Origin of the sequence: Cellulosimicrobium sp. E-16 (assembly GCF_049913115.1) — a bacterium.
Taxonomy (GTDB): domain Bacteria; phylum Actinomycetota; class Actinomycetes; order Actinomycetales; family Cellulomonadaceae; genus Cellulosimicrobium.
On the sequence record NZ_CP183974.1, the window covers coordinates 201,481 to 224,552 of the forward strand.

Below are 23,072 nucleotides of genomic sequence, written 5' to 3' on the forward strand. Positions count from 1 at the left end.
CCCGGGGGCCCCCGGCCCCGACCGCGCAGCACGCACCACCGCACAGATCGGAACCACGCCATGAACTCCACCACGTCCACCGACGTGCCCATCGGGCCCGCCCTCCTGCCCGGGGCCACGCTCCTCGTCACGGGGGCCGCCGGGGTCATCGGGCGGGTCGCCGTCCCACGCCTTGCCGCCGCGGGGTACCGCGTCGTCGCCACCGACCGCGCGCCGTTCGACGCGCCCGCCGCCGTCGTGAGCCTCGTCGGCGACACGCGCGACGCGGCCTTCGTCGACTCCGCGCTCCGTGCGGGGCAGGGTCCGGACGCGCCCGCCGTCGACGGCGTCGTGCACCTCGCGGCGATCGCCTCGCCGGGCCAGGTGCCCGACGACGAGACGGTCGCTCAGAACGTGCAGGGCGCGTTCTGCGTGCTCGACGGCGCGGGCCGGGCGGGCGTGCGGGTCGCCGTCGCGGCGTCGTCGTTCTCCGCCTACGGCTACCCGTGGGCCGGCCGCCACCTCTCGCCCGCGTACGTCCCGGTCGACGAGGCGCAGGAGTCGGTCGCCGTGGACGCGTACGCGCTGTCGAAGCTCCTGTCCGAGCAGGTGGGGGAGTACGTCACGCGCCGCTACGACCTGCCGACGACGATGCTGCGCATGCCGTTCGTCGGGTCGGGCGACCGGCTGCGCGAGTGGGTCGACCTCGCGCATCGCGACCCGGGCGCGATCCGGCAGGAGCTGTGGACGTGGCTCGACACGCGCGACGCGGTGGACGTGGTCCGCGCGATCCTCGAGTCGGGCGTCACCGGCCACCACGTGGTCAACGTCGCCGCGCCCGACACGACGAGCGACGTCCCGACGGCCGAGCTCCTCGAGCGGTTCCACCCGGGCTCGCGCGTGACGCGGCCCCTCGACGGGTTCGCGTCCGTCATCGACACGACCGCGGTGCGCGAGCTGTTCGGGTTCGTCCCGCGCCACGACTGGCGCACGGGCGACGCGCTCGACCCCGCGACCGAGGCGCCGGCCGAGGGGGTGAGCGCCTGACCCCCTGAGCACGCACGCGTCAGTCAGTCCGAGAACAAGGGTGTTGAGGATGAGCATGCATGCTGGAGCAGGACGGGTCGTCGCCACCGGCGCGGCCCTCGTCATGGCGGTGACGGGGCTCGTGGCCCCGGCCGCCGCGAGCCCGGTGGTCGACGTCGACCGCTACCCGGTCGGGGTGGGCGCCGACCTGTCGACGACCCCGCGCACGCACGGGATCGCCGTCGCGACCGCGCCGACGGCCGGGGCGCAGGACACGGGCGAGGAGGGCGGCCGCGCCTTCTGGCGCACCGACGCCGCGGCGGGCGCCGAGCGGATCGCGCTCGACGTCGCGGACGCGTACGTCGGGCGCCTCGCCGACGTGCCCGGGTACCTCGTGGTGGACCACCGCGCGGGCGAGCAGGTGGTCGCGACCGCGGCCGACGGCTCGGTGGTCGGTGCGGGCGCGGGCGCGCCGGAGGCGGACGCCGACGGCGACGGCTGGACGTCGACCGTCGTCGCGCTCCCCGCCGGGGCGCTGGGACCGGGCACGCAGGCGGGCGGCGAGCCCGAGGTGTCGCTCGCCGCCGCCGAGGGCGAGCTCTCCGTCGCGTCCGTGCGCGTCGTCGCGCAGGGCACGAGCGTCGACCTCGGCCCGACCGTCGCCGAGCGCGGGATCTCCGTGCGCGCCGGCGACGCCACGGCGGGCCTCGTCACGGGCACGGCCGACGGTCGCGGGTACTGGCAGACCGGCCGGGCCCAGGGCACGAACTTCGTGTACGCCAACGTGTCGGACGCGTACGCGCTCGACACGCGCGACCGCGTGCTCGTCGACGCGACCGTGCAGCAGGGCGGCGGCGACATGTTCCTCCAGTACGACTCGCCGGGCGACACGATCCCGCACATGTTCAAGCCGTCCCCGCGCCTCGCGCTCGGCACCGACGGCTCGTGGGTCTCGCGCTCGTGGCTGCTCGACGACGCGATCCTCACCAACCGCTCCAACGGCTCCGACTTCCGGCTGTCGGTCGAGGGGTCGGCGCAGGACGTGCGGATCGACTCCCTCGCGGTGACGGTCGTCCCGCGCGAGGTCGACCCGGCGATCGCGCTGCGCCGCCTCGTCGAGCGGGCCGACGTCACGTACGCCGCCGCCCGCGAGGGCGAGCGCGACGGCCAGTACCCGGCGGGATCGCGCGCCGACCTGCGCACCGCGATCGACGCGGCGGACGCCGTCGCGCAGGACCCGGGCGCGAACGGCGACGCGGTGGACGCCGCGACGACGGCGCTCGAGGACGCTCTCGAGGACTTCCTCGGGTCGCAGGTCACGACCGACCTCGCGCGCGGCAAGCCCGTGACCGTGAGCTCGGGCGGCCCCGCCGCGGCGGCGACGGACGGCGACCGCGGCACCGCGTGGGTCTCCGCGCGCGACGGCGACGACGAGTGGGTCCAGGTCGACCTGGGCGCCGTCAGCGAGATCGACGAGGTGCTGGTGCGCTGGACCCCGGACTACGCGCACGTCTACCGCGTAGAGGTGTCGACGGACGGCACGACCTACGACGAGGTCGCGAGCGCCGGCGCGATCGACGCGACGGGGGTGCGCACCCGGTTCGAGCCCGTCGACGCGCGCTACGTGCGCCTCGCGCTCGACGAGCGGGCGACGCAGCGCGCGACGTTCGCGCTGACCGACCTCGAGGTGCGCCGGGCCCCGGCCGTCCCGGTCGACCCCCGCCTCGTCGAGACCGTGTTCCCGACGGAGGACGTCGTGGTCGCGGACCAGGTGGTCACGGACTTCGGCGCCGACCCCACGGGCGAGGCCGACTCCACCGCCGCGATCCAGGCGGCGCTGTACGCGTGCCAGGACGCGACGGGCGGCACGGTGTGGCTCCCCGCGGGCACGTACCGCGTGACGGGCACGCTCGAGGTGCTCCCGCACTGCACGCTGCGCGGCGACCACCCCGACCGCGCGATCTCGCCGGACGCCGACCCGCTCGACGGGACGGTGGTCGTCGCGGACCTGCCGTCGGGCGACGACGGCCCGAGCCTGTTCCGCGTGGGCGGGAACGCGGGCGTCGTCGGCGTGACGACGTACTACCCCGGCCAGGACGCCGCGGACCCGGTGCCCTACGGCTTCACGGTCGAGCTCCCGGGGCGCGCGTGGCAGGGCGAGCAGAACTACATGATGAGCAGCGTCGAGCACGTGACGATGCTCAACTCGTACCGCGGCATCGGGATCTCCACGATGGCGCACGACCGCGGCGAGGGCGGCCCGGGTTCCCAGGTGCACGAGATCGCGAACGTGCGCGACGTCGTCGGGACCGCGCTCCTCGAGGGCGTCGTCGCCTACAACGGCGCCGACGTGGGCACGTGGCAGGACGTGACGTTCGACAACGGCGTGTGGGCCGGCGCGGGCGCCGCGTACGACGCCCCGGAGCGTGCCGTCCTCGACGCGTGGACGCGCGAGCACGGCACGGGCCTGGTGCTCGGCGACCTCGAGTGGGACGAGTTCTCCGGGATCTCGGTCGCGGACTACGCGGTCGGCATCCGCATCGTCAAGGGTCAGCGGGCGAGCTTCACTGGCTCGTTCCTCGACACCGACGTGCGCCGCACGGACGTCGCCGTCCAGGTCGAGGTCTCGGACGACCGCTGGGGCACCGCCTTCGCGGGCGGGACCCTGGAGGGCTCGGAGGCCGCGGTCCGCAACACGTCGGGCGGCTACGTCAAGCTCACGGGCACGGACGTGACGGGTGCCCTGGAGGGGACGGTCCACGTCCTCGACGGGCCGGACGGCGGCGTGCCCGCGAGGCCGGAGCCGGTCCTCGCGCCGCGCCCGGCCGAGCGGCTCGTCGACGTGACGAAGGCGCCGTACGACGTGCCCCGCACGCCCGGCCAGTTCTCCGACGTCGACGCGACCGTCGCGATCCAGGCGGCGCTCGACGACACCGCGGCCGCGGGCGGCGGCGTCGTGTACCTGCCCGCGGGCTGGTACACCGTGCGCGGGCACCTCACGGTCCCCGCGGGCGTGGAGCTGCGCGGCTCGGCGGGCGTGGCGAACCGCGACTCGCTCGAGCTGAGCGGCGGCACGGTGCTCCTCGCGTACGAGGGCGGCGTGGCACCGGCGGCACCGGGTGCGCCCGACCCGTCGGTCGGCGAGACCGCGTTCGTCACCCTCGCGGGCGAGGACGCGGGCCTGCGCGGGCTGCGGGTCTTCCACCCCGAGAACAACCCGGCCGGCCCGGACGGCGTCCGGTCCTACCCGTTCGCCGTGCGCGGCGACGCGCCGGGGGCCTACGTCGTGAACGTCGGCCTGACGAACGCGTGGAACGCGATCGACCTGACCGCGGCCGCGGACGGCTTCCTCGTGCGGCGCGCGGTCGGTCTCTTCCTCTCCGAGGGCGTGCACGTCGGCGCCAACGAGGGCGGGACGGTCGAGAACGTGCTGTCGAACGGCAACGTCATCACGCGCCTCGCGTACGGGCTCCCGGGCTGGGTCGAGGGCGCCGACCTGTTCGGCCAGGTCATCGACCCGGTCGCGCGCGAGCGCGAGGTCCTCGTGCGGGCGACCGGGTCGCAGGACCTCACGGTGCTCAACACGTTCGCCTACGGCACGCACGACGGCATCGTCGCGAGCGACGGCGCCACCGTGCGGGCCTTCAACCTCGGGACCGACAACCTCGGGCCGGGCGGGCACACGGTCGACGCGGACGCGTCGAGCGCCGTGACGGTGGTCAACCTCATGCGGTTCAACGGCACGACGAGCCGCGGACCGGTGACGATCGTCAACCCGCTCGCCATCCACATGGCGACGTCGGCGCTCGCGGTCGCGGCGGACCCCGCCGAGGGCGCCGCGGGGACAGTGCGCGTCGAGGGCAACGAGGCGGAGCCGGGCCGGTACGAGACCGGGAGCGCGGTGGCCGCGGTCGCCGAGCCCGCCGACGGGTCGGCGTTCGCCGGCTGGCGGGACGCCTCCGGCGCCGTGGTCTCCCGCGACGCGCGGTACGCGTTCGCGCTCGCGGGCGACGCGTCGCTCACGGCCGCGTTCGTCGTCGCCCCGACGACCGGCGTCGAGGTCGAGGCGACCGGGCGGTGCCTCGCGGGCCGCGCGTACGTCGCGGTCCGTGCCCGCAACGGGGGCGAGGACCCCGTGACGGTGCGCCTGGCGACGCCGTTCGGGGAGCGCACGGTCGACGACGTCGCACCGGGGAAGAGCGCCTACCAGTCGTTCGCGACGCGGGCGACGTCGGCCGAGGCGGGCACCGCGCAGGTCACCGTCACCGCGGGCGGCGGCGACGTCGTCCTCACGGCGCCGTACGACGCCGTGCGCTGCGGCTGACGCACCCGGCCGCGCACCCGCGCGACCGGCACGACGGCGGGGTCCGGGGCGACCCGGACCCCGCCGCCACACGGACGGGCCCGCAGGAGGCCCGCAGGAGAGGACGCACGACATGACGGCAGCCGGCGACGCACCCGGGACGATCCACGGGGCGCACCCCGCCGAGCTCCGGCGCCGGGTCGGGTGGCTCGGCCAGGTCGCGCGCGTCGACCAGGCTCGTCGACGCCGACGGCCCGGCCCGGGGCGCGCGGCGGCTGCGCGTCGTGACGGGCGGCGGGCTGGAGCTCGACGTGCTGCCCGACCGCGCGCTCGACCTCGGCCAGGCCACGGTGCACGGCGTCCCGCTCGCGTGGATGGCTCCCGCGGGGCTCGCCGCGCCCGGGCTCTACCAGGGCGACGACTTCGGCACGACGTTCGGCGGCGGGCTGCTCGTCACGTGCGGCCTCGACCACGTCGGGTCGCCGACCGTGGACGCCGGGCGCCGGTTCCCGCAGCACGGTCGCCTCACGTCGATCCCGGCGAGCGTGGAGCGCGCGGCAATCGTGGGCGACGAGGTCGTGGTCGAGGGCGTCGTCCGCCAGGCGTCGCTCCACGAGGAGCACCTCGTGCTGCGGCGCCGGGTCCGCGCGGGTCTCGGGACGACGTCCGTCACGGTCGAGGACACCGTGACCAACGAGGGGTGGCGCCTCGAGCCGCACCTCGTGCTCTACCACGCGAACCTCGGGTGGCCGCTCGTCTCCGAGTCCGCGGAGCTCGACGTCTCGTCGCAGCACGTCGAGCCCGACGGCCCGGACGCCGTCGGCGACCCCTGGCGCGAGATCACCGCGCCCGCCGACGGCTACCGCCAGCGGGTGCACCGGCACGACCTCGCGCCCGGGACCGGGCGCGCCGTCGTGACGAACCGCGAGCTGGGGCTGCGCCTGACCGTCTCGTTCCCGACCGCGACGCTGCCCGTGCTCTACCAGTGGAAGATGTTCGCGCCCGGGCAGAACGTCCTCGGGCTCGAGCCCATGAACGCGCCCGCGATCGGCGGGCGCGTCGCCGCGCGCGAGGCGGGCGCCCTGCCCGTCCTCGCGCCGGGCGAGTCCGTCTCCTACGCCGTGCGGTTCGACGTCGAGCGCGTCTGACCGCCGCCCACCCACCCAGCCCGCGCCCCGCGCGAGACCGCCCAGGAGGCCGTCGCATGACCGACCGCACGTCCCCGCCCACCGCCCTCGTCGTCCGCGGCGGCTGGTCCGGGCACCGGCCCGAGGAGACGACCGACCTGTTCGTCCCCTTCCTCAGCGCGCAGGGGTACGTCGTGCGCGTCGAGCCGTCGCCCGCCGTGTACGCCGACGTGCGCACCATGGCGCAGGTCGACCTCGTCGTGCAGAGCGTGACCATGAGCGAGATCAGCCCCGAGCAGGTCGCCGGTCTCGTCGCCGCCGTCGAGGCGGGCACGGGGCTCGTCGGCTGGCACGGCGGCATCGTCGACTCCTACCGCGCGAGCAGCGAGTACGCGCACCTCGTCGGCGGCCAGTTCGCCCACCACCCGCGCCGCTCCGCCGGCCCCGGCACCCCGCTCGGGCCGCTGCGCGGCGACGAGACCGACAGCTTCGTCACGCACAGCGTGCGCGTCGTCCCGGAGCAGTCCCACCACCCCGTCGTCGCGGGGCTCGACGACTTCGAGATCACCACCGAGCAGTACTGGGTCCTCACCGACGACTACGACGACGTCCTCGCGACGACGACCGTCGAGGCCCGGCCCGAGGACCCCTGGCACGACCCGTCGACCTCGCCCGCCGTCTGGACCCGCCGGTGGGGCGCGGGCCGGGTGTTCGTGTGCACCGTCGGGCACCGGCCCGAGGACCTCGAGCACCCGACCGTCCGCACGATGGTCGAGCGCGGGATGCTCTGGGCGAGCCGGCAGGAGCACGCGCTGTGAGTGCCGGATCGAACGCCGGCTCGGCCACCGGCCCGACCGCGGACCTGGACCGGCGCCGCCCGGCGGGCGTCGGGATCGTCGGGTGCGGCGCGATCAGCGGGCAGTACCTCGCGACGCTGGCTCGTCTGGACGGCCTGCGTCTCGTCGCCGTCGCCGACCTCGACCCGGTACGCGCCGCGGCCGTCGCGGCCGAGCGCGGAGCGCGTGCGCTGACCGTCGACGCGCTCGTGCGCGACCCCGAGGTCGACGTCGTCCTCAACCTCACCACGCCCGCCGCGCACGAGGAGGTGGCGCTCGCTGCGGTCGCGGCCGGCAAGGACGTGTACGGCGAGAAGCCGCTCGCCGCGGACCGGGCCGCCGCGGCCCGGGTCCTCGCCGCGGCAGGCGCCGCGGGCGTGCGCGTCGGGTGCGCGCCGGACACCGTGCTGGGCACGGGGATCCAGACCGCACGACGTGCGGTGGTCGACGACGGCCTGCTCGGCACGCCCGTCGCGGCGACGGCGACGATGGTCACCGCGGGCCACGAGCGCTGGCACCCGCACCCCGACTTCTACTACCTCCCGGGCGGCGGGCCGCTGCTCGACATGGGTCCGTACTACGTCACGGCGCTCGTGCACCTGCTCGGCCCGGTGACCTCCGTGGTCGGCGCGTCGAGCCGGGCGCGCGCCACGCGCACGATCGGCTCGGGTCTGCGCGCGGGCGAGGAGATCCCGGTCGAGGTGGACACGCACGTCACGGGAGTCCTCACGCACGCGTCCGGCGCGCTCTCGACGCTCGTCATGAGCTTCGACGCCCCCGCGAGCCAGGCGCCCCCGATCGAGGTCCACGGCACGCTGGCCTCGCTCCAGGTGCCCGACCCGAACGGGTTCGACGGCGTCGTCCGGCTCCGGGAGGCCACCGGGGACGTGTGGCGCGAGCTCCCCGTGGGCGCGGGGTTCCCCGGCGCCGGGCGCGGGTACGGCTTCGCTGACCTCGTGGCCACGCCTGACGGCGTCGAGCCGCGCGCGAGCGGCCGGCTCGCCCTGCACGTGCTCGACGTCATGGAGTCGCTGCTCGACGCCGCGGGCACGGGTGCGCGCGTGGAGGTCGGCACTGCCGCCGCCCGCCCGCGTGCCGTCCCGCTCACGACCGTCCCCGACGAGAGGGGGTAGTTCCGAGACGCTCCTGCACGAGACGTGACCGACCGTGCCGGGACCGTGACGACGACGTCGCGCCGGCACCCCCAGAGAAACGGACTTGAGCACATGAGCTTCACCCGACGTTCCTTCCTCGGCCTGACGGCCGCCGCCGCGGCGACCGCCGCCGTCGGCACCTCCGCCTCCGCCGGCCCGGCCGCAGCTGCCCTCCCGGGCGCCGCCGTGGCGGTGAGCCCGCCCGGTGACGTCGTCGGCAAGATCACCGCCGGCTACCAGGGCTGGTTCGCGTGCCGGGGCGACGGCGCCCCCATCGACGCGTGGTGGCACTGGGCCCGCCAGGCCGACCAGGCGCCGTCGACCACCAACACCGTCATCAAGTCGTGGCCCGACGTCCGCGAGTACACGACGACGTACCAGACCGCGTTCCCCGCGCTCGGCGACGGCCGCCCCGCGCGCCTCTTCTCGTCGTACGACCAGCAGACGGTCGACACGCACCTGCGGTGGATGGCCGAGAACGGCATCCACACGGCCGCGCTCCAGCGCTTCAACCCGTTCGGCGGCGAGGGCCCGACGCGGGACGTCATGGCGAGCCGCACCCGCACCGCCGCGGAGCGCGCGGGCGTGAAGTTCTACGTCATGTACGACGTGAGCGACTGGTACGCGATGCGGAACCAGATCACGCAGGACTGGACGACGAAGATGTCGGCCCACGTCGCGTCGCCCGCGTACGCGCGGCAGAACGGCAAGCCCGTCGTCGGCATCTGGGGCTTCGGGTTCGACGACGCCCAGCGCCCCTTCACGCCGCAGGAGTGCCAGGAGGTCGTCGACTGGTTCAAGGCGCAGGGGTGCTACGTCATGGGCGGCGTGCCGACGTGGTGGCGCGAGGGGACGGGCGACTCGCGGCCCGGGTTCGGGGGCGTGTACCGGTCGTTCGACATGATCTCGCCGTGGCTCGTCGGCCGGATCGGGAACGTCGCGGGCGCGGACGACTTCTCCGCCCGGGCCACGGTCCCCGACCTCGCGGAGTGCGTGCGCCTCGGCATCGACTACCAGCCGTGCGTCCTGCCCGGCGACCTCCAGGAGGGCCAGCGCGCGCACGGCGACTTCATGTGGCGCCAGTTCTACAACCACGCCCGGGCGGGCGTCGCGAGCGCCTACATCTCCATGTTCGACGAGTACAACGAGGGCAACCAGATCGCGAAGACGGCCGCGACGGCGGCGGACGTGCCCGCCGGGTCGGGCATGCGCGCCCTCGACGAGGACGGCACGACGTGCTCCCCGGACTACTACCTGCGCCTCACGAACGACGGCGGCCGCCTGCTCCGCGGCGAGATCGCGCTCACGGCCGTGCGCCCGACGCCGCCCGTCGTCGGCGGCGGGCCGGGGCCTGTGACCGGCCTGGTCACCCTTCGGGCACGCGCGAACGCGCAGTACGTCCAGGCCCGGCAGACCGACGGCGGCACGCTCGTCGCGGCCGGACCGACGGTCGGCTCGTGGGAACGGTTCCGGCTGGAGGAGCTGGGCGGCGGGGTCGTGGCGCTGCGTGCCGACGTCAACGGCCGCTACGTGTGCGCCGAGGGCGCGGGCGCCCAGCCGCTCGTCGCGAACCGCGCCGCCGTGGGCGCGTGGGAACGGTTCCGGCTGGAGGAACTCGGCGGCGGCGCGGTCGCGCTGCGCGCCGAGGTCAACGGCCGCTACGTGTGCGCCGAGGGCGGGGGTGCGCAGCCGCTCGTCGCGAACCGGACCGCCGTCGGGCCGTGGGAGACGTTCGACCTCGCCCGGCTCTGACCCGCATCACCACCCGTTGGCGCTCCGGCGGATCACGTCGCGGCGCAGGTCCAGCAGCGCCGCGCGGGCGCGGCGGCGACGGTCGGCCGGGTCCACGGTGAGCTCGTCGCCAGGGTTGGCGCGACGCTGCGGCTCCTCGCGAGGGCGCAGGTCGAGCGTCACCCCGAGGTCGGCGTGGCCGGGGGTCGGCGGGGCGGAGAAGAGCGGGCGGTTGTCCGGCACGGGGGCCTCCTCGGGTCGCGGTCGCGCTGTGCGGCCGCGAGGTCGGGACGGATGCTGGTGCGCCGGGCTCGGGGCCCGGCGCACCTCCATCGTGCGACCGCGACGTTTCACCCGGTCGTCCGAGGCGTTTCGGCAGTGTTGCAGCCGGTCCGCCGCTCCATGAGACGGCCCGCCCCCGGCGCCGAACACGACATGGGGGTCGTTATCCGGCGGATAGCGACCCCCATGTCGTGTTCGACAGCGGGTGAGGTCGTGCTCGTCAGGACGGGCCGCGGCCTCCGCAGGAGGCGACCGTCTCGCCCTCGACCACGACCGAGGCCTCCCAGTTCCACGCCGTCGGGCGCGCGGCGACCGTCGATGCCGGGACGTGGACCGTGTAGAGCCCCGAGCCGGCGGCCGTGGGCGGGACGACCTCCCACTCGCTGCTGCCGTCGGCGCGCTGCTCGACCCGGAACGGCGACTCGAACGTGCCGAGGTCGTCGCCCTGCCCGGTCTCGAGGCGCAGGACGAGCGCGGCGTCGAGAGGCTGGTCGAGCGCGGCGTCCAGGTCGAGGTCGACCGCGAACGACGCGTCGAGGCCCGTCTCGTGCCCGGCCTCGTCGGGGAGCGGGCTCGTCCGGGTCACGCCCCACCGGCTCTCGGTGCCCGGGGTCGACCAGCTGACGACCTGCACGTCGCCGACGGTCAGCGGGGACTCGTCCGATACCTCCGGTGTGCACGTCGCCGTCCACACGTCCCCGCCGGTGTACGAAGCCGGGCCGAGGATGAAGACCGCGCTCCCCACGGACAGGACCGCCGCGGCACCCGTGACGGTGCGCGACGGCGTCGGGCCCCCCAGGCCGGTCCCGGGGCCGAGGAACGGGACGGGCGGTCGGACGCGCCGCAGCACGACCGTGCTGCACACCGAGTCGGCGAACGTCCGGCGCTGCGCGTGCCACAGCGGGCGGAGGAAGCCGATGTACAGGATCGCGTCGAGGAGGTGGGCCAGATGGCGCAGGACGGTGCGGATCAGCCCGGCGGGTCGCCCGGTCGTGTCGTGCACGACGACGATCCCCACCGTCCGCTTGCCGGGCGTCGCTCCGGTCCAGCCCTGGAGGGCGAAGAGCGCGGCCGCGGTCCCGAGAGCCCACCAGGTACCGCCGGGGACCACGGTGCTCGTGGTCACGCCGAAGCTGATCCCGGGGAGCCAGGCCACCTCGTAGGCGGGCCCGACCGCGAGGAACATCACCGTCGCGACGATCGCCGTGTCGAGCAGCGACGCGACGACGCGGCGGGACCAGCTCGCGTACTGCTCGCGCGTCGGCTCCGGACCGAGGCCGGGAAGGGCGGGCTCGAGGTCTCCGGCTCCGACGTCGTGCGTCGGCCCCCTGCCGGTCGGGGCGTCGATGGCCACGCGCCGATCCTGGCAGAGGCCCCGCCCGGCGGGAAGCCCGGCCGGGCTCCCGCCGAGCGGCGGAGCGGTCAGCGGAAGGAGTGCCGCCGCCCTGCGACGACGGTCGCCAGGACCGGCACCATGAGCGCGAGCGAGACCCACGGCAACCCCGCCGGGCCGGCGACGGCGAGCGCCGCGCCGCCGACGGCCCCGCCCAGGGCGACGGACGTGTTCCACACGGTGACGAGCGCGGACTGCGCGACGTCGGCGCCGTCGCCCGCGGCCCGGGCCGCGGCGGTCGTGTAGAGCGTTCCGGCCCCGCCGAACGCGAAGCCCCAGGCCGCGACGGCGACCACGACGACGACCGTCGACGTCGGCGCGAGGCCGAGCACGAGCATCGCCAGAGCGAAGACCACGACCGACCCCAGGGTGAGGGCGCGCAGGCGGTGGTCGATGAGCGCCCCGACGAGCACGAGCGCGCCGGCGGACGCCGCACCGAGCACGAGCAGCAGCACGCTGGTGCGCGAGCCCTGCCCGAGGTGCGCGAGGTGGACCGCGACGTACGTGTACAGCGACGTGTTGGCGAGCACGTTGAGTCCGGTGACCAGCAGCACGGGCCTCAGCCCGGGGCGGGGGAGCACCGCGCGGACCGCGAGCTGGGCGCCGCGCGGGGTGCCCATGGCGGCGGGGACGCCGAGCCGGACCCAGGCGAGCAGTCCGAGGCCGACGAGCGAGAGGACGCCGAACGTCCACCGCCACCCGACGGCGGTGCCGAGCACCGCGCCCGCGGGCACGCCGAGGGTGAGCGCGAGCGGGCCGCCGGCCATGGCGATCGTCATGGCCCGCCCGACGCGGGCGGCCGGCACGATCCGGCGCACGTACCCGGGCAGGAGCGCCCACGTGAGGCCCGCAACGAGCCCCGCGGCGAAGCGGGCGACGAGCGTCAGCGCGAACGACGACGACACGGCGGTGACGGTGTTCGCGACGACGAACCCCGCGACGGTCACGAGGAGCAGCGTGCGACGGTCCCACCGTGCGGTGGCGCGCGTGAGCGGGATCGCGGCGACGATCGCGCCGACCGCGAACGCCGTGACGGTCTGCCCGGCGGCACCGGCTCCGACGCCGAGGTCGGCGGCCATGGCGGGCAGCACGCCCGCGGGGAGGATCTCCGTGAGCAGCGTGAGGAACCCCGACGCCGCGAGCGCGAGGAGCGCGCCGACCGGCAGCGCACCCGGGCTGTGGGCGCCGGTGGCGGTGAGAGGGGCGCCGGCCGACGCGGTGCCGGGGTCCGGGACGGTGGCGGTGATGGGAGTGCTCGTCGTGGACATGGGGTTAGCATCGATGTCTGACATTGATGTGAAGGTCAAGCGCCACGACCAGGTGAGGTGGATCACGTGCGGATCGGCGAGCTGTCCCGGCGCACCGGGACCCCGACGAGGCTCCTGCGGTACTACGAGGAACAAGGGCTGTTCACGCCCGAGCGGGCCGAGAACGGCTACCGCGAGTACGGCGAGCACCTGGTCGACCGCGTGCTCCAGATCCGCGGCCTGCTCGAGGTCGGCTTCACGACCAAGATCATCAAGGAGTTCCTGCCCTGCCTCGGCAACGCCCCCGAGATCCACCTGCACAACGCGTACCCGGACAAGATCGAGCTCCTCGAGACGGAGCTCGGCCGCCTGGAGGACCGCATCCGCATCCTCGAGAAGAACCGCGACGCCATCGCCGACTACCTCGAGCGCATCCGCCCGTACGCCCAGCGCCCCGAGGACCGCCACCCGGCACGGTCTGCCGCGTCCGCACCGGCCGCCGTCGGCGTCTGACCGGCTACTCCGGGCGCGGTGCGTACATGATGACGGCGACGCCGGCGAGGCAGAGCATCGCGCCGACGACGTCCCAGCGGTCCGGTCGGAAGCCGTCCACGACCATGCCCCACGCGAGCGACCCGGCGACGAACACGCCGCCGTACGCGGCGAGGATCCGGCCGAAGTTCGCGTCCGGCTGGAGCGTCGCGACGACGCCGTAGAGTCCGAGCGCGACGACGCCCGCCCCGATCCACAGCCAGCCCCGGTGCTCGCGCAGCCCTTGCCACACGAGCCACGCCCCGCCGATCTCCAGCAGCGCGGCGAGCACGAACAGCGGGATCGAGCGCGCGAGGTCCATGCGCGCCAGCGTAGGGGCCGACGCGCTCGGACCTGCTGGTCCGGCTCGCCGCGCCGGACGGGGTGGGCTCAGCGCAGGGGGTCGAACGACCGGATCTCGTCGGGGGTCTCCCCGGTCGTCACGAGGTGGGCGAGCGCGCGGCCGGTGGCGGGCCCGAGCACCATGCCCCACATGCCGTGGCCGCCCGCGACGTAGACGCCGGGGGTGCGCGTCGCGCCGACGAGCGGCAGACCGTCGGGCGTGACGGGGCGCGACCCGACCCACTCGTCGTGCCGGTCGTCGAGGTCGACGCCCTGGAACAGGTGTCGCACGGACGCGAGGATCGCCTCGATGCGGCGCGGCTGGAGCGGCTCGTCCGGGCCGCGGAACTCCATGGTCCCCGCGATGCGGAACCGTCCCTGGTACGGCGTGCACGCGACGCGCCGCGCGGGCAGGTAGATCGGCGTCTCCACGGCCTCGTCCGTCTTCACGGTGAACGAGTAGCCGCGCCCGGCCTGGACGCGCGTGCGCACGCCGAGCGGCGCGGCCAGCGTCGGCAGCCACGCGCCGGTCGCGAGCACGACGGCGTCGCCGCGCAGCACGACCCCCTCCTCGCGCTCGGTCGGGGACCCGGCCCGGCGGGCTGCCCCGCGGTCGTGCCCGACGCCGTCGCCCGCGCCGGACTCCTGGCTCGCCCCGGTCGCGCCGACGAGCGCGGGGTGCGCGGCGGCGTCGGGGTGCACGGCCCGTGCGAAGACGCACGCGCCGAGGCGGCCGGGCTCGACGTCGAGCACCTCGAGCCCGGTGAGGATCCGCCCGCCGCGGGCGCGCACCGAGTCGGCGAGGGCGTGGACGAACGGTCCCGGCTCGAGGAAGCGCTGGCCCTCGAGGGCGTAGACGGTGGAGACGCTGTCGGTGAGCTGGTGGGCGCGCTCGCCGGCCTCGACGCGCCGGACGGGCACGGTCTGGCCGGCGGCGGCGACCTGCTCGAGCTCCCGCAGGAACGGCCGTGCCTCGCGCACGTGCTCGAACGCGACGGTGAACGGCCCGGGCGTGGTGCCGGCCTCGACGCCGTGCCCGAGGCTCCCGCCGGCGGCGAGCTCGTCGAACGCGTCGAGCGCGACGCGGTCGATCGGGGTGAGGGCCGCCATCGCGTGGTCCCAGCGGCGCTGGGTCGCGTGCGCCATGAAGCGTGCGAAGAACGTCCACAGGCGCGGGTCGAACCGCAGCGGCACGTGCAGGGGTGCGGCGGGGTCGAGGAGGGCGCGCGGGCCGTACGTCCAGAGCGACGGGTCCGCCAGCGGCATCGCCATGCCGGGGGTCAACCACCCGGCGTTGCCCCACGACGACCCGGCGGCGACTCCCTCGCGGTCGACGACGGTGACCTCGACGCCCTGCTCCTGGAGGTGCCAGGCGGTGGCGAGGCCCACCATGCCGGCGCCGACGACGACCGCCGTGCGGGGCGCTCGGCCCGGCGACGCGGACCGGGCGTCGCGGGTGCGGGGACGGGGACGAGAGGTCGTGCTCACGCCGGGCTCCTTCGACCGACGCCCGCCTCGCGGGTGGCGAGGCGGGCGCGTGGCTGGTGTGCGACGGGATGGTGTCGCACGACTCCAGCGTGGTGGATCCTTCGGTGTGCGGCAAGATGTGCCGAAGGATCGTCGTGGCTCCGTGCGGCGATCGACCTGACCTTCGCCGAACCATCTGAGGAGGCTCCTCGTGCCGAAGGATCTTCGACCCGCCGTCCTGGACGACGTGGACCGCCGCATCCTCGACGTCCTCGCGACCGACGCGCGGGCCACGAACGCCGCGATCGCGGCCCGCGTCGGCATCGCCGCGTCGACGTGCCACGCGCGTGTGCGCGCCCTCGTGGACCGCGGCGTGATCCGTGGCTTCCGGGCCGACGTCGACCCGGCCGCGCTCGGCCGCGGGCTCGAGGCGCTCATCGCGATCCGGCTCCAGGCCGGCGCGCGCAAGGGCCTCGAGGCGTTCCGCGACTACCTGCTCACGCTGCCGGACGTCGAGGGCGTCTTCTTCGTCACCGGAGACCGCGACTTCCTCCTGCACGTCGCCGTCGCCGACTCCGACGCCCTGCGCGACCTGGTGTCCAAGACGCTCAGCGTCCGGCCCGAGGTCGCGGGGACGAGCACGACCGTGATCTTCGAGCACGCGCGCCCCTGACGCCCGGCCACGCGGTCGGGTTCAGGGGCGGGCGACGGGTCAGACGGCGGCGTTCTCGCGGACCCGCGAGCGCAGCACGTGCTTGGTGAGCTTGCCCGACGGGTTGCGGGGCAGCTCGGTGACGAGCACGACGTCGCGCGGCACCTTGTAGCGCGCGAGCCGGTCGGCGAGGAAGGCGCGCAGCGAGTCGAGCGAGGGCTCGGCGCCCGGGGCCGGCACGACGAACGCGACGACCGTCTCGCCCCAGTCGGCGTGCGGGCGCCCGACGACGGCGACGTCCGCGACCTCGGGCGACCCGCGCAGCGCCTCCTCGACCTCCTGCGAGTACACGTTCTCGCCGCCGGTGATGATGACGTCCTTGAGCCGATCGACGATGAAGAGGTACCCGTCCTCGTCGACGTGCACGACGTCGCCCGTCCGGTACCAGTCGCCCACGAGGACTGCCTCGGTCGCCTCGGGGTCGTCGAGGTAGCCGACCATGCGCGTGTCCGACCGCAGCCAGACCTCGCCCGTGCCGCCCGGCTCCACGTCGTTCCCGTCGAGGTCGACGACCCGCACGTCGACGCCCGGCATGCCCGCGTGGCCGATCGAGCCCGCCTTGCGCTCCTGGTCGGCCGGGCCGAGCGCGGTGCCGACCGGACCCATCTCGCTCATGCCGTAGACCTGGTGCAGCTCGCCCGGGTAGGCGGCGCGGATCGCCCGGACGGTGTCCGCGCCGACGGGCGCGCCGCCGGCGAGCCAGAGCCGCGCGCTCGACAGGTCGAACGCCGACAGGTCGATGCCCTGCGCGGCCGCGACCTGGAGCGGCGCGACGTACGCGATGGGCGCGCCGAAGAACGCCGTCGTGCGCTCGGCGGCGACCGTCCGGAGCATCTCGATCGGGTGGTACTCGCGCAGCAGCACCGTCGTCCCGCCGAGGAACACCATCGACAGGAACCAGTTGTTGAGCGGCGACGCGTGCCAGATCGGCATCGCGAGGAGGAACCGGTCGTCGGCACGCAGCCCGACGGCGGCCGTCGTGTACGCCGCGACCGAGCTCAGCCCGCGGTGGGTGTGCTCGCACCCCTTGGGGGCCGCCGTCGTGCCGGACGTGTAGAGCACCTGCGCGATCGCGTCCTGGTCCGGCGGGACGCCGTCCCACGGCGTCGCCGCGGCGACGAGGTGGTCGAAGTCGTCGCGCGCGTCGTCCCTCTCGGAGGCGGCTGCGTCCGGCCCGACGGCGTCCGCCTCCGTCCACAGCCACCGCACCCCGGGAGCCGCGGCCGTGGCCACGGGTGCGAGCGAGGCGTCGGCGATGCCCAGCACCGCGCCGCTGTGCGCGACGAGCCGCGCGACCTCCGGCGCCTGGAGCTTGTGGTTGACGGGCACGAGCACGGCGCCCGCGCGCCACAGGCCGAACGCCGCGACGACGAAGCCGGGGGTGTTGAACGTCATCACGGTGACGCGGTCGCCGGGGCGCACCCCGGCGTCGCGGAACACCGCGGCGGCGCGGCGCGCGGCGTCGTCCAGCTCGGCGTAGGTGAGCCGGCGCTCGCCCAGCACGAGCGCCTCCTTGGCGGGGACCTTGCGTGCCGTGCTCTCCAGCATGCTGCCCAGGTGCATGTCGTCCTCCTCGACGTCCTGCCCGGCGTCGTCATCGACGCCGTCTCGGCGGCCCGGCCGAAGCCGGTACCGCGATGAATTGAACCATGGTTCAATTCTTGCTGGGAAGCCGCGACGGGGCGGCGCTCCCTCGACGACGACGGAGGAACCGTGCCCTACCGCGAGACGCCCGCCACGCGGGCCGCCCGCGAGCGCAAGCGTGAGGCGCTGCTCGACGCGGCGCGCACGATCGTCGCCGCGACCGGGTTCGCCGGGGCGAGCGTGCAGGCGCTCGCCGCGCGCGCCGGGGTGAGCACCGGCGGCGTCTACTCCTACTTCCCCACCAAGGCCGACCTGCTCGTGGCCGTGTTCCGGCAGGCGGCCGACGTCGAGCTCGACGCCGTGCGGGCCGCTGCGTCGGCGCGTGCGGACGACCCGCCCGGCGGGACGACCGTCGCGCGCCTCGGCCGCGCCGTCGACACGTTCGCGCGGCGCGCGCTGCGCGGCCCGACGCTCGCGTGGGCGCTGCTGCTCGAGCCGGTCGACCCGGCCGTGGACGCCGCGCGCCTGGAGTACCGGCGCGCGTACGCCGAGACGTTCGCGGACGTCGTGCGCGCCGGCGTCGACGCCGGGGAGATCCCCGACCAGGACGTCGCGGTCGTCGCGACCGCCCTCGTCGGCGCGATCGGCGAGTCGCTCACCGGCCCGCTCTCCCCGCTCGCGGGCGGCCCGTCCGGCCCCGACGGCACGTTCCCGCCGGCGGCGCGGGACGCCGTCGTCGCGACGATCCTGCGCTTCTGCCTGGGCGCCGTCGGCGCCCTGGCCTCCGCGCACGAGTCGACCTGACCACGTCCGAGCCGACCTGAGCACCGGACCCCGCTGTACCACCGCCACAGCGCGGCACCGAACCACCCGCAGAGCCGCAGGAGGACACCGTGACCCCGCCCGACACCACCACGCCCGCCTCGGCCCCTGCCGCGGCCATCGTCTCGCACCCGGCCGCGCCGGCGTCGCACCCGGCGCCCCACGTCACCCACCGGGTGACGAACCAGCCGCCCGAGCGCGAGGGCGTCAACGAGTACCTCGACCACCCCGTGCTGCGCGAGGCGGTGCACGCCTACGGCGGCGTGTGGGGCGAGGACCGGCTCGTCGAGGTCGGCGCGCTCGTCGGGTCGGGGGGCTTCCAGCGCGCGGCCGAGCTCGCGAACGTCCACGAGCCCGTGCTGCGCACGCACGACCGTCGCGGGAACCGCGTCGACGAGGTCGAGTACCACCCGGCGTACCACGAGGTGATCGGGGCGGCCGTCGCGCACGGCGCGCACACGAGCGCGTGGGCGGAGCCAGGGCCGGGGGCGAACGTCGTGCGGGGCGCGGTGTTCTCGCTGTTCGCGCAGGTCGAGCCCGGCCACGCGTGCCCGGTCTCGATGACGCACGCGGCGGTGCCGTCGCTGCGCCACGCGCCGGGGCTCGCCGCGGTCTGGGAGCCGCGCCTGCTCTCCCACGGGTACGACGGCGCCCTCGCGGCCCCGGGGAGCAAGCCCGGCGCGCTCGTCGGCATGGCGATGACGGAGAAGCAGGGCGGCTCGGACGTGCGCGCGAACGCGACGACGGCCGTGCCCGCCGGCGCGGGCGGCGCGTACCTGCTGACCGGGCACAAGTGGTTCTGCTCGGCGCCGATGTCGGACGCGTTCCTCGTGCTCGCGCAGGTCCCGGGTGCGGTGGGCGGGACCGCGCGAGACGGCGCCGCGGCGCCGTCGTGCTTCCTCGTGCCGCGCGTCCTGGAGGACGGCACGCGCAACGTGTTCCGCATCCAGCGGCTCAAGGAGAAGCTGGGCAACCGGTCGAACGCGTCGTCGGAGATCGAGCTCGACGGCACGGTCGGGTTCCTCGTCGGGGAGCCCGGGCGCGGCGTGCGGACGATCATCGAGATGGTGTCGCGCACGCGGCTCGACTGCGTGCACGGGTCCGCCGCGGGGATGCGGCAGGCCGTGACCGAGGCCTTGTGGCACGCCCGGCACCGCAGCGCGTTCGGCGCGGCGCTCGTCGACCAGCCCGCCATGACCGCGGTGCTCGCCGACCTCGCGCTCGAGTCCGAGGCCGCGACGCTCACGTCCGTGCGCCTCGCCGCCGCGCACGACGGCGAGTCCGAGCACGACCGCGCGTTCCGCCGCCTCGCGACGGCCGTGAGCAAGTACTGGGTGTGCAAGCGCGGCCCGCACCACGCGTACGAGGCGATGGAGTGCCTGGGCGGCAACGGGTACACCGAGGCGTACCCCCTCGCGCGCCGCTACCGCGAGCAGCCGGTCATGGCGATCTGGGAGGGCTCGGGAAACGTCATCGCGCTCGACGTGCTGCGCGCCATGGGCCGCGAGCCGGAGTCGGTCGCGGCCTTCGAGGCCGAGCTCGGCACGACGGCGGGCGCGCACCCCGTCCTCGACGCGCACGTCGCGCGCACGCGCCGCCTGGTCGCCGAGGTCGCGGCGTCCGACGCCCGCGCGCAGCAGGCGCAGGCCCGTCGCGTCGTGGAGTCGCTCGCGCTCGCGCTCCAGGGGTCGCTCCTGGTGCGGCACGCGCCGCCGGCCACGGCGGACGCGTTCGTCGCCGCCCGTCTCGGCGAGGACCGCGGCCACGGCTACGGCGTCCTGCCGCGGGGGACCGACGCGCACGCGATCCTCGCCCGGCACGCGGGGGCATGACCGGCGGCTGGCTCGCGTCTGGAACACCACTCTCGTCCCGCTCGGCTACGGTCTCGGAGAGCGGTGGCCCGAGATCGAGGCCGTGATCGGGCCGTACCAGAAGGGGGCCCTCGCGTCGGTGAGCACCCTCGTCGGCGAGGAGGGGCACATGGGTTCGTGGGAGCGGGGCGACGGAGTCATCGAGCTGCCCGCCGGGCGGCGCGTGCGGGGTCGCGGGCTGCGCTCCGGGCCGCCCGGGCCGGGCGACGAGCCGGAGCTCGGCGTGTACCTCACCGGAAGGCGGCCGCCGTCGCAGCCCTGGGAGTCGCGCTGGGTCCGGTGGCCGGACTTCGCGCTGCCGCGGTCCACGCCGGACGCCGTCGCGGTGCTGCGCGAAGCGTACGAGCGGGCGGCCGACGAGCGCGTGGAGGTCGCCTGCGGGGGTGGGACCGGCCGCACCGGCACGGCGCTCGCGCTCCTCGCGGTCTGGGGCGGCGTCCGTCCCGACGACGCTGTCGCCTGGGTCCGCGCGCACTACCGGCCCCGCGCGGTCGAGACGCCGTGGCAGCGCCGCTGGGTCCGCCGCACCGGGGACCGCACGGTCTCGTAGACCCAGGTCCGGACCACCGGCGCCACCGGGGACCAGCGTCTGTGGGTGACCGGTCGTACCGTCCGGGGCATGGATCGAGAGACCTTCTGGGAGATCGTCGACGCCGCGCGTGACCGGGCGGGCGCGGGTGCCGACGACCGCGGCGCCGAGGACGACCCGCTGCCCGACGTCCTGACCGACCTGCTCGTTGAGCGGCTGAGCCCGGACGAGATCCTCGCGTTCGCCGACGTCGCCGGTGCCGTGGCGCGCGACGCCTACGCGTGGCCGGTGTGGGGAGCGGCGTACCTCGTCGAGGGCGGGTGCAGCGACGACGGGTTCATGGACTTCCGCGACGGGCTCGTCCTCGCGGGTCGTGCGACGTTCGAGCGTGCGGTCACCGACCCGGACTCCCTCGCCGACCACCCCGTGGTCGCCGCGATGGCCGACGGCGGCTCGCCGTGGTTCGGGTACGAGTCCCTCGAGTGGCTCGTCGGCGGCGCTTGGGCGCGCGCGACGGGCGAGGACGACGACGCGTACCACGCGGCGCGCGAGCGGACGTCGTCGGGGCACGCCTACCGCGAGCCCGCCGGCGAGCAGTGGGACTTCGACGATGACGAGGAGAACGCGCATCGCCTCCCGCGGCTCACCACGCTCTTCGCGGTGTGACCGGCACGGGCCGGGGCGCCTCCCCCGGGCGCCGGGGGAGGCGGCGAGGTCAGACCCGCCAGGCGAAGAGACCCGTCGGGTCGTAGGCCGACCGCACGGACGCGAGGCGCGCCGCCGTCTCCGGGGACCAGGCCCGCGCGAGCGTCTCGTCCGACCACGGCCCCGGCAGGAAGTTGATGTTCGTCTCCGTCGCGGCCCACGGCTGCGACCACTGCGCGAACGCGGCTGCCGTCTCGATCATGTCCGGCACGCGCGGCGGGTTCACCCCGACCAGGCTGAACAGGAACCCGGCCGTCCGCCCGCCGGCGGCGGACCCGCCGTCGACGTCGCGGGCTCCTGCCGAGCCGACGTGCCGCAGCTCGGCGGCGACGAACGGTGACCCGCTGCCCGGCCCGAGCTCGGCGAGGAAGCGGTCGAGGAACGCCCCGTCCACCGCGCGCAGGCCGGCGCCGTAGACCCACGAGGGGCCGGCGTCCTCGGGGTCGTTGTGGATCGTGGCGACGGCGGTCGTCGGGATCTCGCCGAGCGCGTCGGCCATGACCGGGGCGAGCGCCCGCAGCGGCGCGGCCAGGCGCTCGCCCTCCGCGGCGTCGCCCGGGTAGGCGAAGCGCAGGGTGAGCACCGTGCGACCGCGCAGGTGCTCGGGGATGAACGGCAGGTCCGGGAGGGCGAGCACGACGACCGACGTCGTGACGTCGTCGGGCGCGGTCGCGGTCCAGCCGACCCACCCGCGCAGCACGTCCTCGATGTGCGGGGCGTCGAACGTCAGCGCCCCCGCGTACAGGGTGCGCAGCGGTGCGAGCGCGACGTCGACGCGCGTCACCACGCCCAGTCCGCCCTTGCCGCCGCGCAGGGCCCAGAACAGGTCCGGCTCGGAGTCCGCGCTCGCCTCGACGACCGAGCCGTCGGCCAGCACGACCCGGAAGCCGCGGACCCAGTCCGTCGTGAGCCCGTGGCTGCGCGTGAGCGGGCCGAACCCGCCGCCGAGCGTGTACCCGACGACGCCGACTCCCGTCGAGGACCCGGTGACCGGGGCGAGGCCGTGCTCCGCCGCCGCCTCCACGACGGCCTTCCAGCGCGTCCCTGCCGAGATGCGCGCGATCCGCGTCACGGGGTCGACCTCGACGCCCGCGAGGTCGCCCGTGCCGAGCACGAGCCCGTCCGTGACCGGGGCGGCCGCGCCGTGGCCCGTCGCGTGGGCGCGCACGCGGAGCCCGTGGTGGGCCGCGAACCGGACGGCCTCCACGACGTCGGCCTCCGTCGCGGCGAGCACCGCGAGGTCGGGGTCGTGCGTGACGAGCGTGCTGTGGGCGGCCACGGCCTCCGCGGCGGTCGGGCCGCCGTCGGGCAGGTCGCCCCGGGCGAGGACGCGCCCGGTGAGGCGGTCGCGCAGCGCGGTGACCTCGGTGGGCGGGAGCGTGGTGGCAGAGGTGGTCATGGTGGTGGTCCCCTTCGTCGCGGTGTGCGCGC

At 75.8% G+C, this 23,072-nt stretch carries 19 protein-coding genes; 12 read left to right on the forward strand and 7 right to left on the reverse strand.

Annotated elements, in window-relative coordinates; translation table 11 throughout:
- Positions 1–60: 60 nt before the first annotated feature.
- From ACN9MS_RS00935 to ACN9MS_RS00960, 6 genes are all read left to right on the forward strand, one after another.
- Positions 61–1,026, forward strand: coding sequence for an NAD-dependent epimerase/dehydratase family protein (locus ACN9MS_RS00935; RefSeq protein ID WP_426310310.1), 966 nt, complete (start codon positions 61–63; stop codon positions 1,024–1,026).
- 55 nt (positions 1,027–1,081) lie between these two features.
- A complete protein-coding gene (locus ACN9MS_RS00940; RefSeq protein WP_426310311.1) occupies positions 1,082–5,329 on the forward strand; it encodes a glycosyl hydrolase family 28-related protein in 4,248 nt (1,415 codons plus the stop codon).
- Positions 5,330–5,592: 263 nt separating this feature from the next.
- Positions 5,593–6,456, forward strand: coding sequence for an aldose 1-epimerase family protein (locus tag ACN9MS_RS00945; protein WP_426310312.1), 864 nt, complete (start codon positions 5,593–5,595; stop codon positions 6,454–6,456).
- A gap of 56 nt (positions 6,457–6,512) precedes the next feature.
- Positions 6,513–7,253 (forward strand): ThuA domain-containing protein, encoded by a 741-nt coding sequence (locus tag ACN9MS_RS00950; protein WP_426310313.1) that lies wholly within the window; start codon positions 6,513–6,515, stop codon positions 7,251–7,253.
- Complete coding sequence (locus tag ACN9MS_RS00955) at positions 7,250–8,404, forward strand: Gfo/Idh/MocA family protein (RefSeq protein ID WP_426310314.1); 1,155 nt, start codon at positions 7,250–7,252, stop codon at positions 8,402–8,404. The genes ACN9MS_RS00950 and ACN9MS_RS00955 overlap by 4 nt, the downstream gene beginning before the upstream one ends.
- Positions 8,405–8,497: 93 nt before the next feature.
- Complete coding sequence (locus tag ACN9MS_RS00960; RefSeq protein WP_426310315.1) at positions 8,498–10,177, forward strand: hypothetical protein; 1,680 nt, start codon at positions 8,498–8,500, stop codon at positions 10,175–10,177.
- Positions 10,178–10,183: 6 nt separating this feature from the next.
- On the opposite strand, the gene ACN9MS_RS00965 is transcribed toward ACN9MS_RS00960, so the two are convergent.
- The 3 genes from ACN9MS_RS00965 to ACN9MS_RS00975 all read right to left on the reverse strand — a co-directional run bounded on the left by ACN9MS_RS00965 (position 10,184) and on the right by ACN9MS_RS00975 (position 13,099).
- The gene (locus tag ACN9MS_RS00965; protein WP_426310316.1) at positions 10,184–10,399 is read right to left on the reverse strand and encodes a hypothetical protein; all 216 of its coding nucleotides are present in this window, start codon (positions 10,397–10,399) and stop codon (positions 10,184–10,186) included.
- A 259-nt stretch (positions 10,400–10,658) separates the two neighbouring features.
- Complete coding sequence (locus ACN9MS_RS00970; protein ID WP_426310317.1) at positions 10,659–11,792, reverse strand: RDD family protein; 1,134 nt, start codon at positions 11,790–11,792, stop codon at positions 10,659–10,661.
- A gap of 68 nt (positions 11,793–11,860) precedes the next feature.
- On the reverse strand, positions 11,861–13,099 hold the full coding sequence (locus ACN9MS_RS00975; RefSeq protein WP_426310318.1) for an MFS transporter: 1,239 nt from the start codon (positions 13,097–13,099) through the stop codon (positions 11,861–11,863).
- A 66-nt stretch (positions 13,100–13,165) separates the two neighbouring features.
- On the opposite strand from ACN9MS_RS00975, the gene ACN9MS_RS00980 reads away from it, so the two are divergent.
- On the forward strand, positions 13,166–13,591 hold the full coding sequence (locus ACN9MS_RS00980; protein WP_426310319.1) for a MerR family transcriptional regulator: 426 nt from the start codon (positions 13,166–13,168) through the stop codon (positions 13,589–13,591).
- 4 nt (positions 13,592–13,595) lie between these two features.
- Here ACN9MS_RS00980 and ACN9MS_RS00985 read toward each other — a convergent pair whose 3' ends face one another.
- Both ACN9MS_RS00985 and ACN9MS_RS00990 read right to left on the reverse strand, forming a co-directional pair.
- Positions 13,596–13,931, reverse strand: a complete 336-nt coding sequence (locus ACN9MS_RS00985; protein ID WP_426310320.1) for a YnfA family protein — start codon at positions 13,929–13,931, stop codon at positions 13,596–13,598.
- Positions 13,932–13,999: 68 nt separating this feature from the next.
- On the reverse strand, positions 14,000–15,439 hold the full coding sequence (locus tag ACN9MS_RS00990; RefSeq protein WP_426310321.1) for an NAD(P)/FAD-dependent oxidoreductase: 1,440 nt from the start codon (positions 15,437–15,439) through the stop codon (positions 14,000–14,002).
- Positions 15,440–15,629: 190 nt separating this feature from the next.
- Here ACN9MS_RS00990 and ACN9MS_RS00995 point away from each other — a divergent pair, with 190 nt between their 5' ends.
- Positions 15,630–16,091, forward strand: a complete 462-nt coding sequence (locus ACN9MS_RS00995) for an Lrp/AsnC family transcriptional regulator (protein ID WP_400553702.1) — start codon at positions 15,630–15,632, stop codon at positions 16,089–16,091.
- Positions 16,092–16,130: 39 nt separating this feature from the next.
- On the opposite strand, the gene ACN9MS_RS01000 is transcribed toward ACN9MS_RS00995, so the two are convergent.
- Entirely contained in the window at positions 16,131–17,693 is a 1,563-nt protein-coding gene (locus ACN9MS_RS01000) for a class I adenylate-forming enzyme family protein (RefSeq protein WP_426310322.1), read from the reverse strand.
- Between the two features lie 150 nt (positions 17,694–17,843).
- Here ACN9MS_RS01000 and ACN9MS_RS01005 point away from each other — a divergent pair, with 150 nt between their 5' ends.
- From ACN9MS_RS01005 to ACN9MS_RS01020, 4 genes are all read left to right on the forward strand, one after another.
- Positions 17,844–18,518: a TetR/AcrR family transcriptional regulator gene (locus ACN9MS_RS01005; protein WP_426310323.1), complete on the forward strand. Its 675-nt coding sequence runs from the start codon at positions 17,844–17,846 to the stop codon at positions 18,516–18,518.
- A gap of 89 nt (positions 18,519–18,607) precedes the next feature.
- Positions 18,608–20,368, forward strand: coding sequence for an acyl-CoA dehydrogenase family protein (locus ACN9MS_RS01010; protein WP_426310324.1), 1,761 nt, complete (start codon positions 18,608–18,610; stop codon positions 20,366–20,368).
- A gap of 118 nt (positions 20,369–20,486) precedes the next feature.
- Positions 20,487–20,957, forward strand: coding sequence for a protein-tyrosine phosphatase family protein (locus tag ACN9MS_RS01015; protein ID WP_426310325.1), 471 nt, complete (start codon positions 20,487–20,489; stop codon positions 20,955–20,957).
- A gap of 69 nt (positions 20,958–21,026) precedes the next feature.
- Positions 21,027–21,602: a DUF4240 domain-containing protein gene (locus ACN9MS_RS01020; protein ID WP_426310326.1), complete on the forward strand. Its 576-nt coding sequence runs from the start codon at positions 21,027–21,029 to the stop codon at positions 21,600–21,602.
- Between the two features lie 49 nt (positions 21,603–21,651).
- Here ACN9MS_RS01020 and ACN9MS_RS01025 read toward each other — a convergent pair whose 3' ends face one another.
- Positions 21,652–23,040 carry an FAD-binding oxidoreductase gene (locus tag ACN9MS_RS01025; protein ID WP_426310327.1) on the reverse strand — a complete coding sequence of 463 codons (1,389 nt, stop codon included), beginning with the start codon at positions 23,038–23,040 and terminating at the stop codon, positions 21,652–21,654.
- Between the last annotated feature and the right edge of the window lie 32 nt (positions 23,041–23,072).

What these genes read in the sequence shown, in the direction of transcription:
- ACN9MS_RS00950 (WP_426310313.1), top strand. Translation starts at nt 6,513, where the DNA reads ATGACCGACCGCACGTCCCCGCCCACCGCCCTCGTCGTCCGCGGCGGC.
- ACN9MS_RS01025 (WP_426310327.1), bottom strand. Translation starts at nt 23,040, where the DNA reads ATGACCACCTCTGCCACCACGCTCCCGCCCACCGAGGTCACCGCGCTG.
- ACN9MS_RS00940 (WP_426310311.1), top strand. Translation starts at nt 1,082, where the DNA reads ATGCATGCTGGAGCAGGACGGGTCGTCGCCACCGGCGCGGCCCTCGTC.
- ACN9MS_RS00935 (WP_426310310.1), top strand. Translation starts at nt 61, where the DNA reads ATGAACTCCACCACGTCCACCGACGTGCCCATCGGGCCCGCCCTCCTG.
- ACN9MS_RS01000 (WP_426310322.1), bottom strand. Translation starts at nt 17,693, where the DNA reads ATGCACCTGGGCAGCATGCTGGAGAGCACGGCACGCAAGGTCCCCGCC.
- ACN9MS_RS00975 (WP_426310318.1), bottom strand. Translation starts at nt 13,099, where the DNA reads ATGTCCACGACGAGCACTCCCATCACCGCCACCGTCCCGGACCCCGGC.
- ACN9MS_RS00985 (WP_426310320.1), bottom strand. Translation starts at nt 13,931, where the DNA reads ATGGACCTCGCGCGCTCGATCCCGCTGTTCGTGCTCGCCGCGCTGCTG.
- ACN9MS_RS00960 (WP_426310315.1), top strand. Translation starts at nt 8,498, where the DNA reads ATGAGCTTCACCCGACGTTCCTTCCTCGGCCTGACGGCCGCCGCCGCG.
- ACN9MS_RS01020 (WP_426310326.1), top strand. Translation starts at nt 21,027, where the DNA reads ATGGATCGAGAGACCTTCTGGGAGATCGTCGACGCCGCGCGTGACCGG.